The organism is Pokkaliibacter sp. CJK22405 (assembly GCF_046614695.1).
Taxonomy (GTDB): domain Bacteria; phylum Pseudomonadota; class Gammaproteobacteria; order Pseudomonadales; family Balneatricaceae; genus Pokkaliibacter.
The window spans coordinates 73618-84653 of sequence record NZ_JBKKHQ010000008.1; the positions used below are offsets into that span (position 1 = coordinate 73618).

Here is an 11036-nt window from a genome sequence, read left to right on the forward strand (position 1 = left end):
CTTTGGGCTCAGCCGTTGGGGCATGACGGAGGTTGCCTTGGATAAAAATATGAAGATTCTCATTGTCGATGACTTTTCAACAATGAGACGGATCATCAAAAACCTGCTGCGTGATCTTGGCTTTACCAATACGGTAGAGGCCGATGACGGCAGTACTGCATTACCCATATTGAAGTCAGGAGGCATTGATTTCCTCGTTACCGACTGGAATATGCCCGGGATGACCGGAATAGATCTTCTAAAGGCTGTGCGCGCTGATCCTAAATTGGTGCGCTTGCCTGTTCTCATGGTGACTGCAGAAGCTAAACGTGAGCAGATCATTGCTGCAGCTCAGGCTGGGGTTAATGGTTATGTGGTTAAGCCTTTTACTGCAGCTGTGCTGAAGGAAAAAATCGAGAAAATCTTTGAGCGTATTGATGCGACTTCCTAAATAAGGTGCCCCGTTATGTCCGGTGAAGAAAAAGTGGATCTGCAAGGATTTGAGCAGACCCTGTTACGGGGTGGTGAAGAGATCATGGGGCATCTGGAGCAAGGTGACTTCAGTCGAGCCATCAGTGTGATTCACCGTTTGAGCGAAGCTCGTAACGAAGCGCTGTTTCATGAAGTAGGGCGCCTGACTCGTGCTCTTCACGAATCCATCAAATCGTTTCACTCTGACTTCGAGAACAATGCTCTGGTAGCAGGTTCTGACGATGTCAAAAACATTCAGGACGCTTCCGAGAGACTGAATTATGTCATTGAGCTGACAGCGACTGCTGCGAACAAAACCATGGATATGGTGGATGTCAGTATGCCGGTAGCTGAAAAACTGGGTAATCAGGCTGAGCTTCTTCGCACTGACTGGGAAAAACTGGTCAAGCGGGAGATGGATGCCAAGGCATTCAAAGAGCTCTATATGCGCACTTCTGATTTCCTGAAAACCGTTGAGGATGGATCGAGCTCGCTTCACTCTCACCTGACTGAAATTTTGATGGCGCAAGGCTATCAGGATTTGACAGGTCAGCTGATTCGCCGCGTTATTGCGATGGTGACAGAGGTCGAAGCCAGTCTGGTAAATATGGTTCGTATGGCCAGTCAGGTCGATTTCATCTCCGGGATTACGCACGATTTCGAGCAGCAGGATCAATCTAAGAAAGAAGATCAAAAAATAAAAGGTGAAGGTCCGCAGTTGCCCGGTGGAAATCAGGATGTGGTTTCTGGCCAGGATGAAGTTGACGACCTGTTGTCTAGCCTAGGGTTCTGAGGAGTGGCCAGATGAGCTTAGAAGTGGATGAAGAGATCCTTCAGGATTTTCTGGTAGAAGCCGGAGAAATTCTTGAGCTGTTGTCAGAGCAGTTAGTCGACCTGGAGCAACGTCCTGAAGACAAGGATCTTTTGAATGCTATTTTCCGCGGCTTTCATACCGTTAAGGGTGGGGCTGGTTTCTTACAGCTAACCGCTCTGGTTGATTGCTGTCATGTGGCGGAAAACGTCTTTGACGTGCTACGAAATGGTAAACGCCACGTCACTTCTGAGCTCATGGATATCGTGCTTCAGTCGCTCGATACCGTGAACGCCATGTTTGATCAGGTTCGAAATGGTCAGGAACCCGATCATGCCTCCCCTGAGTTGCTGGAAGCGCTTGGCCGTCTGGCCGAGCCTGAAACCGCTCAGGAGGCTGCAAATGCCGAACCTCCATTGGCTTCTCTTGAAGAGGAGTTTGCCGCGGCTCAGGAAGATGAGGTCGTCGAGGAAACTTCTGATATTTCTGATGATGAATTTGAAAACCTGCTGCAGGCTATCTCGTCTGAGGATGCATCTGCGTTAGCTGCCGAGCAGAGCTCAGGCGATGATGATCTTATTACCGATGATGAGTTCGAGAATCTTCTGGATGAGCTTCATGGTACGGGAAGTGGCCCGAGTGCAGGCGATACATCAGCCGCGGAGCCAACTCGGACGCCGACAACTCAGGAGTTACTGGGTGATGCTGATCCTAACGGTGACATCACTGATGAAGAGTTTGAGGCGCTGTTAGACCAGTTGCAGGGTGGTGGAGCGGCTCCTGCGGCTGCAGAGCCTCCTAAGCCAAAAGAGCCAGAGAAAAAGTCTCCCGCGCCAGTGAGTGCCGGGAATGACGGTGATCTGATTACTGACGATGAGTTTGAGCGGCTGATGGATGAGCTTCAGGCTCAGAACAAAGGGGCTTTTGCTCATCAGGATGAAGCACCTGTCAGTGCTCCAGCAGCACAAAAACCAACAGGTGTGACCAAGGCGCCAGAAACACCATCAGCTAAAGCTACGGAAAAGCCTACGCCTAAGCCTGCTACCCCACCTAAGCCGCCAGCTCCGGTAGAACCTCCCAAAGCAGCGCCAGCCGCAGAACCAGTCGCTGCTAAAGCTGCAGATAAAGCCGCACCCGCCAATGCAGCTGCTGCTGAAACGACTGTGCGTGTTGATACCAAGCGGCTTGATGACATCATGAATATGGTGGGTGAACTGGTGCTGGTTCGTAACCGTCTGGTTCGTCTGGGGTCAAAACATATTGACGATGAGCTGGTGAAAGCCGTAGCCAGTCTGGATGTTGTCACTGGTGATCTTCAGACATCCGTGATGAAGACACGTATGCAGCCAATCAAGAAGGTATTTGGCCGCTTTCCACGCGTTGTACGAGACCTTTCACGCTCCTTGAAGAAAGAAGTTCACCTTGAGCTAGTGGGGGAGGAGACGGATCTCGACAAGAACCTTGTTGAGGCACTGGCGGATCCTTTGATTCACTTGGTTCGTAATGCTGTGGATCACGGTATTGAAAACCCTGAAGTTCGCGAGGGGGCCGGGAAGCCACGTGCAGGTACTGTGATTCTCTCTGCACAGCAGGAAGGTGACCATATTTTGCTCTCCATCGATGATGATGGCGCAGGCATGGATCCACACATTTTGCGCGCCAAGGCTGTGGAAAAAGGTGTGCTGGATGCAGACTCAGCAGAGCGCTTATCGGACTCTGAAGCCTTTAACCTTATTTTTGCACCGGGCTTCTCGACCAAGTCAGAAATATCAGATGTTTCTGGCCGTGGCGTCGGCATGGATGTGGTGAAAACCAAAATCACCCAGCTGAATGGCTCCCTGAATGTGCGCTCTATCAAGGGCAAGGGCTCACGCATTGAGATCAAGGTACCGTTAACCCTGGCCATTATGCCTACGCTGATGATCATGCTGGATGATCAGGCATTTGCGCTGCCTTTGGTGAATGTGAATGAGATCTTTAATCTTGATCTCAGTAAAACCAACGTAGTGGATGGTCAGGAAGTGGTGGTTGTTCGTGAGAAACCTCTGCCCTTGTTTTATCTTCACCGCTGGTTGGTGAGTCGCCATCGCAATGATCAGGAGTCCAAGAGCGGTCATGTGGTTATTGTTTCGATCGGGACTCAGCGTGTTGGTTTTGTGGTTGACCAGTTAGTGGGCCAGGAAGAGGTTGTTATTAAGCCTCTGGGTAAGATGTTGCATGGTACCCCAGGTATTTCGGGAGCAACGATTACTGGGGATGGCCGTATTGCCCTGATTCTTGATATCCCCAGTCTGCTTAAGTATTACGCCTCGCGCTAACAGGGTTTAGCCGAGTTTGAAGGAGTTTAGCAATGCCCATCACCGTACTGGTGGTAGATGACTCAGCGTTCTTTCGGCGTAGACTGACAGAAATTCTGGAGGCTGATAGTCGCTTCAAGGTAATAGGAACTGCTGAGAACGGGCGGCTTGCGATTGAGAAAACGCTCGAACTCCGTCCTGATGTGATAACTATGGATTATGAAATGCCGATGATGGATGGTATTTCAGCCGTTAGTGAAATCATGCGTCGGCAGCCGACTCCTGTACTGATGTTTTCTTCGATGACCTACGAAGGCGCTCGCATTACCTTGAACGCCCTCGAAGCAGGGGCCATCGACTTCATGCCGAAGAACTTCGAGGACTTGTCCCGGAATCGGCAGAAGATGGAGAGCAGCCTGCGGGAAAAAGTCTATGAAGTGGCTATGAGCCGTCGAGCGACGCCTCGTGGCGCACCTTCAGTGAGCCTGGATATCACTAAACCGTCTGCGCCTCCTGTTAAAACCGTGACGCTCCAGTCGCGAACTGGTAATGACATCAATATTCCAACCCGCACCTTTAGCCCGACAGTAGCCAAACGCTATCAGTTGGTGGCGATTGGTACCTCAACCGGTGGACCTGTTGCACTGCAAGAGGTTTTAACGAAGTTACCCAAGGACTTTCCTGCCCCTATTGTTTTGATTCAGCACATGCCAGCGGCTTTTACCAAAGCCTTTGCAGAGCGTCTTAATCAGCTGTGTCAGATTAGTGTCAAGGAAGCGGAAGATGGCGATGAGTTGCGTCCTGGACTCGCTTTATTGGCTCCGGGTGGCAAACAGATGATGATTGAGCAGCGTCAGGGTGGTCGTGTACGTATATTGCCTGGCGATGAGCGCCTTAACTATAAGCCTTGCGTTGATGTTACCTTCGGGTCTGCTGCTAAACAGTATCCGGGGAAAGTGCTGGCTGTCGTCATGACGGGAATGGGCGCCGATGGTCGTGAAGGTGCTCGTCTCTTAAAGCAGTCCGGTAGTGATGTCTGGGCACAGTCGGAGCAAAGTTGCGTTATCTATGGCATGCCTATGGCTATCGTTAAGGCTGGGTTAGCAGATGACGTGGTTGATCTGGCCGAAATCGGCCAGCGCCTGACCAAAACCGTTAAGGTTTAGGGAGCTGCATCATGCGTGTATGGGCAGTATCCAATCAAAAAGGTGGTGTAGGTAAAACCACGACGGTCGTGACGCTGGCTGGTTTACTGGCAGATATGGGCAAATCTGTTTTGTTGGTAGACCTGGATCCCCATGGATCTCTGACCAGCTACTTCCGCTATGATCCTGATCAATTAGGCGGCAGTGTCTACGATCTTTTCAAGTCTTCAGAGCAACTGGACAGCGGTCTTGCCAGCCAGTTATTACTCGATACCTCTCATCAGCGTATTAAATTGATTGGCGCTTCCACGGCCATGGCCACTCTTGAGCGTCAGGCAATGGCTCAAGAGGGGATGGGCCTGGTGGTATCGAAAGCGCTGGCGACGCTCTGGGATGATTTTGAGTATGTCATTATCGATAGTCCGCCAGTACTAGGCGTGCTCATGGTTAATGCGATGGCAGCCTGTGAACGATTGATCGTTCCGGTGCAGACTGAGTACCTTGCAATTAAGGGGCTTGAACGCATGCTCAAGACCCTGCTGCTTGTAAATAAATCGCGTAAGCGACCACTACCTTTTACTATTCTGCCGACCTTTTATGACCGCAGAACTCAGGCATCTGTGCAAAGCTTACGTTTAATTCGTAATAGTTTTCCGGATCATGTGAGTAATGCTGTGGTTCCGGTCGATACTAAATTCCGCAATGCGAGTTCTGCCGGCATCGTGCCCTCAGAAGTTGATGCAGGATCGCGAGGAGTTCGTGCCTACAACATGTTGCTGAAATCGTTGCTATCGCAAGATGAGACAGTTCAGGCTAAGGGAACATCATGAAGCGGAAGAATTCCCCTGCTTTTGCTGAGCCTAAACAGGCGCTTGAGTCTTACCTTGATGCTCTGCTGCGGGATATGCCCGCTATTGATGAGGAAGAGGTCGATGATCAGGCGAAGCCAGAGCTGGCTGAAGAAGAACTGCAAGAGCCTGAAATAGCTCCTGAAGTGGTCGCACCAGAACCTATAGTCGCTAAATCTGAACCTGCCCCTGAGCCTGCCTGGCCAGAGTCTGCTGATGAGGCACCGGTTGAAGAGCTATCAGTTCCCGAGCTGACTCCACTGGCTGGATCGGAAGGGGGTGATGCTCCTCCTGATGAGGTGGGGCGTCCTGCGTGGGCCAAAGATCGCTTTGAGTGTCTGCTTTTTAACGTCAGCGGCTTGAAACTGGCGGTGCCTCTTATTGAGTTGGGAGGTGTGCTTACCTTTCCTGAAAAAGGATTGACGCCACTTTTTGGCCAGGCGAAATGGTTTATGGGTTTGCTGCCAGCGCACTCAGGTCAGATGGTTCGAGTTGTTGATACGGCCCTTTGGGTTATGCCTGACCGCTACGATGAAGCGCAGCGTGCCAGTATGCGTTACGTGATTATGATGGAAGGTTCAGACTGGGGGCTTGGTTGTCATGAGGTTGCGGAAGCCATTACCCTGAGTGTCGATGATGTACGCTGGAGAACGGAGCGGAGCAAACGGCCTTGGTTGGCTGGAACTGTCATTGAGCATATGTGTGCCATAATGGATGTTGGTGCGATGAACAAGTTGCTCAATGCGGGGGATAAAAACTACCGCCCGCAAGAAGACAAATAACAACCCTGATAATGAACAGGGAATAGATAAGCATCTCGGTGTGAAGAGGAAAGAACGATGGCGAGTAACAATGCTAAGGTCAGTAATGACACAGTTTTGCAATGGGTCACGTTTCGCCTGGAAAAGGAAGTGTACGGCGTTAATGTCATGCAGGTTCAGGAAGTTCTGCGTTATTCAGACATCGCGCCCGTGCCCGGAGCCCCCTCTTATGTGATGGGTATTATTAACCTACGTGGAAACGTGGTCACCGTTATTGATACACGTCAGCGCTTCGGTCTTCCTACCACAGATATCACTGACAACTCGCGAATCATCATTATTGAGGTGAGCGGCCATGTCGTTGGCATTCTGGTCGACTCCGTTGCTGAAGTGGTTTATCTCAGCCAGTCTGAAATTGAAAGCGCGCCGAACCTTGGAAATGAAGAAGCGGCAAAATTCATTCATGGCGTTTGCCATAAAAATGATCGCTTGCTGATTCTCGTCGAGTTGGACAAACTGATGAGCGAAGATGAGTGGGCAGAAATTATCAATCTGTAACTCCGTAATCAGTTTGGCTTAAGGGACAGGCATTGGAACCTTCGTTGTCCACTTCCAGCATAGGGCTAATTTTATCGGTGGCTGGCATCGCGTTTTTCTCGTTGATGCTGGCTATCTGGGCTTGTGTGCGCCTGTCTCAACAAAGAAAACAGTTCAACACGCTCATGGAGTTGTTGCGAAGTGAGCTGGATGTCATGAGCCAAAGCAGTATGGGCGTAGGGCAGCGCCTTGTGGAGGTCGAAAGACGTCTTAATTCCACGATGGAAAAGCAGCAGCGCCTTGAAGGTCGTGAGGGTGGCGGCGCCGCCATCACGCAAGCGGCAAAGTTAATGGAAATGGGAGCATCGGTAGACGATGTTATGACTAACTGTCAGATCGGCCGTCCCGAAGCAGAGTTAATTGCTTTACTGCATAAAGAAGTTCGAAGCCCTAGTGCGCCACGCAAGCGTATTCGCGGCTGATGAGATAACTCAATGATTGGGCTTAGGCGTTGACCGGTTTTTCATCACAGCACTTTTCTTTTCTTCTTTTAACCTGAACAGAAATGCCAGAATTTCGGCAATCGCGACGTATAGCTGTTCAGGAATTTCCTCTCCTGGCTCCATTTGACTCAACAGCGCTGCCAGTTCTGGGCTTTCATGCAGAGGTACATTAGCCTCTTTGGCTAATGCAATAATCTGCTCGGCCAGAAAGCCGCTACCTACCGCCGTAACTTTTGGGGCTCCGGTTTTATTGGGATCATACTCCAGAGCGGCAGCAAGCTTTTTCTTGATCGCCATGATCAGACCTTCTCATCAATCAGCGGTAGTGTATTTACGGGCCGGATATCATCGTCTTCTTTGGGGCGCCCGACAAATTGCTGGTAATTTGAGACTCTGATGCCCTTATCTTGTAGAGCGTTTATCAGACTTTTGCTGACTGGCTCGCTCAACGTATCGTCCCAGCTTTTATCCGGAAGCCACAGGCTGATACCAAGCGCCTGTTGGTAATCCAGGCGAATATGGATTTGCTCGTTGTCCTCAATTTCAAAGTCGAGGTCAATCTGCCAGTTTTGCTGTTGTTCAGGGGCTTCAGGAGAGGAGCCTGACTCATCGCGCTTGACGCGAAGTCGAAAGGGTTCCAGCTCCTGCTGAGGAGAGGTCATCACCAGCTCAATATGTTGTTCGTTATCCCGCTGCATATTCTCAAGTTGCATTACCTGAATGCGGGCTAGCCGACCTTCAACCGCTTTTCGCATCGGGTGCTCAGGCTCAAGGTTCTGCAGTGCCTGCCAGAGTAGTGCCTTATGATCCTGACTGACCGACTCTCCCTTGAGGAGCCTTTTTTCAGTAAAAAATCCACTATTCTGCACAGCGCTCTTAAGCGTATCAGGCTGTTTCAGTTCATCTTTCTTTGGAAGCTGCTGCTTTATGCTTTGCATGGCTGAATAAGCTTGAGGTGAAAGCGCTAAAGCCGTGGGGGTTAATGTCAGGCGCTGCAGCAGTGGCTGTAGCTGATCCAATGATTGCTGCTGTGGCAAATAAGTTTTTAATTGTGATAGCAGTGTCTGCTGGGCAGCAGAGGGTGTCGGAACCACCTGAAGTAGCTGTGGTCCAATGGCTTTAAGCGTTACCGTTTGACCCGGAGTGAGCGGCACATTGCTCACCGCTTTGTAGACCTGCCCCTGAACCGATACTGTCGCCTGATATTGCCCCTGACTCGTTGGGGCTGCTCCCGTGCGGGTATAACCTGCAGCGCCTGTCGTTGCGGCTCCGGATGAGGGAGATGCGGTAGCCGTCAGCACTTGTGCCTGTACCAGGTTCTGCCCCAGGCTATTGGTATTGGAGCTGCCCGCAAGCACGCTACCCTTGGCAATGGATTGCAAGGTATTAACAGCGACGAGTGATGATGGCGGGATCTGATTGACCACAGTGAATTCCATGTAATGTCAGGTTACAACCTATCACTTCTATTTCTATATAATCGACGCCTATTTGGCAAAGTTGAGCTTTAACGCTTATTTCCTCCATCGGCTGACTGTTTCAGGAGGCCACTGAATACCGGGTCCTTCATGCCATCACTGCTTGATGTGAAAGCGCTAGCCTGCGAGAGGGATGATGAATCCATTTTTGCCGGTCTTGATTTTGAGCTGAGCGCGGGCGAATTGATTCATGTTTTAGGTGCTAATGGCGCCGGTAAGACCAGTCTCTTACGTATTTTAGCTGGCTTAATGTTGCCTGCGGCGGGCGAAGTGCACTATCAGCAACGATCAATTGATCAGTTGGGAGTGGATTATCGGTCTCAGCTACTGTATCAAGGCCACGCAAACGGTGTTAAGACAGCGCTAACACCATTGGAAAATCTGGAAATAGCCTGTGCTCTGCAAAGCCATCTGGTGCCTGAGAAAATGCTGGAGGCTCTCACGTGGGTGGGGCTCGAGCATTACGTCGAACAACCCTGCCGACAGTTATCAGCAGGGCAGAATCGCCGGGTTTCACTGGCACGCTTGTTCATGACACGCGCACCTTTATGGATTCTGGATGAGCCTTTTACGGCGATTGATGTCAGTGGTACCAAGCTTTTGGAGCAACGTCTGGCTTCACACTGTCAGTCGGGAGGCGCGGTGATTCTTACAAGTCATCACACGTTGAAAGACGCCGGTAGCGTTCGTTACCTGTCACTGGATGCCTCCTATGCATAACTCTGCCTTAGTGGCCTGGGGCGCCATTATGAGGCGTGAAATGCTGATTATTGGTCGGCACCAGCTGGAGTGGATGAATCCACTTTTTTTCTTTGTTCTGGTGATTACGTTACTGCCTCTGGCTGTCTCCCCATCGGCTGAACAGTTAGCTCCTATTGCGCCCGGCATGATCTGGATCGCAGCTTTGCTCTCCGTCATGCTTGGAATGGATGGGTTATTTCGCAGTGACTTTGAGGACGGCACCCTTGAGCAGATGGTGCTTTCTTCACAGTCATTATCCTGGCTTGTGTCCGCGAAAGTGGTGGCTTACTGGCTGGTTACAGGTCTGCCTTTGACCCTCATTAGCCCTTTACTTGGCATGATGCTGTCGATGTCGTCAGAGAATATTCTGACGCTCTTTCTCGGTCTTTTGCTGGGCACGCTCAGTCTCTGCCTGATTGGTGCGATAGGAGCGGCATTAACGGTGGGTTTACGCCGCGGGGGCGTTTTGCTGGCACTGTTGGTGCTGCCACTTTATGTGCCAATTCTTATTTTTGGTGCAGGGGCAGTGACCACCTCAGCTCTGACGGGCTCAGCTAGTGGACAGTTCGCTCTTATGGGAGCCTTGTTGGCACTGGCTTTACCTTTGGCGCCGCTTGCATCTGCCGCCGCGCTCAAGATTAGTATTAATGGATAGTTTGTAATGGCAAAGAAACAACGTATGCCTACCTGGTTTTATCAGTTGGGCTCTCCCCGCTGGTTTTATCAGATGACAGGGCGTTGGTCCGGAGGGCTTGCCCTGCTCGCTGCGGTACTCTTAATTGTTGGTACTGTCTGGGGGCTGTTGTTCGCTCCAGCCGATTACCAGCAGGGCAACAGCTTCCGGATTATTTATATCCATGTGCCCAGTGCATTTCTGGCTGAATCCGCCTACATGCTGCTGGCCGCCGCTGGTCTGGTTGCGCTGGTCTGGCGAATGAAAATGGCCGAGGTTGTGATGAAGTGCGCGGCCCCAATTGGCGCCTCATTTGCGGCAATGGCGCTGATTACCGGTGCAATATGGGGCAGGCCCACCTGGGGTGCCTGGTGGGTATGGGATGCTCGTATCACGTCCATGCTAATCCTGCTTTTTCTCTATCTGGGCATCATCGCGTTGCACGCTGCTATCAACGATCGACAAATGGCCGCTCGCGCAGCCGCTATTTTGGCGCTGGTAGGTGTCGTCAATATTCCCATCATTAAATACTCCGTCGACTGGTGGAATACTCTGCATCAGCCTGCGACTTTTACTCTCACTAAAAAGCCAGACATGCCTCCGTCAATGTGGGTGCCATTACTGGTGATGGTGCTGGGTCTTTACTGCTTTTTTGGCTGGGCTCTGATCAAGCGTTGTCAAACCGAAATTCTTATTCGTGAACGCAAGAGTGTTTGGGTGATTGAGTTGCTGACAGGTAAAGCTGCCCGTTCTCATAGCGATAAAACCAGTGGGAGAAAGGCCAATGCCTGA

Annotated in this window: 13 protein-coding genes; 11 read left to right on the forward strand and 2 right to left on the reverse strand. The window is 50.9% G+C overall.

Annotated elements, in window-relative coordinates; all coding sequences use genetic code 11:
- The first annotated feature begins 37 nt into the window (after positions 1-37).
- From cheY to ACKC9G_RS04905, 8 genes are read left to right on the forward strand one after another with little or no spacing between them, the layout of a single operon-like run.
- Positions 38-430, forward strand: a complete 393-nt coding sequence (gene cheY / locus ACKC9G_RS04870; protein WP_411403809.1) for a chemotaxis response regulator CheY — start codon at positions 38-40, stop codon at positions 428-430.
- A gap of 15 nt (positions 431-445) precedes the next feature.
- Positions 446-1243: a protein phosphatase CheZ gene (locus ACKC9G_RS04875; RefSeq protein ID WP_411403810.1), complete on the forward strand. Its 798-nt coding sequence runs from the start codon at positions 446-448 to the stop codon at positions 1241-1243.
- Positions 1244-1254: 11 nt separating this feature from the next.
- Positions 1255-3579 (forward strand): chemotaxis protein CheW, encoded by a 2325-nt coding sequence (locus ACKC9G_RS04880; RefSeq protein WP_411403811.1) that lies wholly within the window; start codon positions 1255-1257, stop codon positions 3577-3579.
- Positions 3580-3611: 32 nt separating this feature from the next.
- A complete protein-coding gene (locus tag ACKC9G_RS04885) occupies positions 3612-4724 on the forward strand; it encodes a protein-glutamate methylesterase/protein-glutamine glutaminase (RefSeq protein ID WP_411403812.1) in 1113 nt (370 codons plus the stop codon).
- Between the two features lie 11 nt (positions 4725-4735).
- Positions 4736-5533 (forward strand): ParA family protein, encoded by a 798-nt coding sequence (locus tag ACKC9G_RS04890; RefSeq protein WP_411403813.1) that lies wholly within the window; start codon positions 4736-4738, stop codon positions 5531-5533.
- On the forward strand, positions 5530-6333 hold the full coding sequence (locus ACKC9G_RS04895; protein WP_411403814.1) for a chemotaxis protein CheW: 804 nt from the start codon (positions 5530-5532) through the stop codon (positions 6331-6333). Before ACKC9G_RS04890 ends, ACKC9G_RS04895 begins: the two co-directional genes overlap by 4 nt.
- Before the next feature lie 57 nt (positions 6334-6390).
- Positions 6391-6870, forward strand: a complete 480-nt coding sequence (locus ACKC9G_RS04900; RefSeq protein WP_411403815.1) for a chemotaxis protein CheW — start codon at positions 6391-6393, stop codon at positions 6868-6870.
- A 44-nt stretch (positions 6871-6914) separates the two neighbouring features.
- Entirely contained in the window at positions 6915-7331 is a 417-nt protein-coding gene (locus ACKC9G_RS04905) for a DUF2802 domain-containing protein (protein WP_411403816.1), read from the forward strand.
- Positions 7332-7340: 9 nt separating this feature from the next.
- On the opposite strand, the gene ACKC9G_RS04910 is transcribed toward ACKC9G_RS04905, so the two are convergent.
- Together ACKC9G_RS04910 and ACKC9G_RS04915 are read right to left on the reverse strand one after the other, a co-directional pair.
- Positions 7341-7649 carry an EscU/YscU/HrcU family type III secretion system export apparatus switch protein gene (locus ACKC9G_RS04910; RefSeq protein WP_411403817.1) on the reverse strand — a complete coding sequence of 103 codons (309 nt, stop codon included), beginning with the start codon at positions 7647-7649 and terminating at the stop codon, positions 7341-7343.
- A 2-nt stretch (positions 7650-7651) separates the two neighbouring features.
- Entirely contained in the window at positions 7652-8779 is a 1128-nt protein-coding gene (locus ACKC9G_RS04915; RefSeq protein WP_411403818.1) for a carboxypeptidase-like regulatory domain-containing protein, read from the reverse strand.
- A 141-nt stretch (positions 8780-8920) separates the two neighbouring features.
- Here ACKC9G_RS04915 and ccmA point away from each other — a divergent pair, with 141 nt between their 5' ends.
- The 3 genes from ccmA to ACKC9G_RS04930 are packed head-to-tail and all read left to right on the forward strand — an operon-like array spanning position 8921 to position 11036.
- Entirely contained in the window at positions 8921-9550 is a 630-nt protein-coding gene (gene ccmA / locus ACKC9G_RS04920) for a cytochrome c biogenesis heme-transporting ATPase CcmA (protein WP_411403819.1), read from the forward strand.
- Positions 9543-10226, forward strand: a complete 684-nt coding sequence (gene ccmB / locus ACKC9G_RS04925) for a heme exporter protein CcmB (protein WP_411403820.1) — start codon at positions 9543-9545, stop codon at positions 10224-10226. Before ccmA ends, ccmB begins: the two co-directional genes overlap by 8 nt.
- A gap of 6 nt (positions 10227-10232) precedes the next feature.
- On the forward strand, positions 10233-11036 hold the full coding sequence (locus ACKC9G_RS04930) for a heme ABC transporter permease (protein WP_411403821.1): 804 nt from the start codon (positions 10233-10235) through the stop codon (positions 11034-11036).

Excerpts from the sequence above, each read along its gene's own strand:
- ACKC9G_RS04885 (WP_411403812.1), top strand. The coding sequence starts at position 3,612 with ATGCCCATCACCGTACTGGTGGTAGATGACTCAGCGTTCTTTCGGCGT.
- ACKC9G_RS04900 (WP_411403815.1), top strand. The coding sequence starts at position 6,391 with ATGGCGAGTAACAATGCTAAGGTCAGTAATGACACAGTTTTGCAATGG.
- ccmB (WP_411403820.1), top strand. The coding sequence starts at position 9,543 with ATGCATAACTCTGCCTTAGTGGCCTGGGGCGCCATTATGAGGCGTGAA.
- ACKC9G_RS04890 (WP_411403813.1), top strand. The coding sequence starts at position 4,736 with ATGCGTGTATGGGCAGTATCCAATCAAAAAGGTGGTGTAGGTAAAACC.
- ACKC9G_RS04910 (WP_411403817.1), bottom strand. The coding sequence starts at position 7,649 with ATGGCGATCAAGAAAAAGCTTGCTGCCGCTCTGGAGTATGATCCCAAT.
- ccmA (WP_411403819.1), top strand. The coding sequence starts at position 8,921 with ATGCCATCACTGCTTGATGTGAAAGCGCTAGCCTGCGAGAGGGATGAT.
- ACKC9G_RS04880 (WP_411403811.1), top strand. The coding sequence starts at position 1,255 with ATGAGCTTAGAAGTGGATGAAGAGATCCTTCAGGATTTTCTGGTAGAA.
- ACKC9G_RS04895 (WP_411403814.1), top strand. The coding sequence starts at position 5,530 with ATGAAGCGGAAGAATTCCCCTGCTTTTGCTGAGCCTAAACAGGCGCTT.
- ACKC9G_RS04930 (WP_411403821.1), top strand. The coding sequence starts at position 10,233 with ATGGCAAAGAAACAACGTATGCCTACCTGGTTTTATCAGTTGGGCTCT.
- ACKC9G_RS04875 (WP_411403810.1), top strand. The coding sequence starts at position 446 with ATGTCCGGTGAAGAAAAAGTGGATCTGCAAGGATTTGAGCAGACCCTG.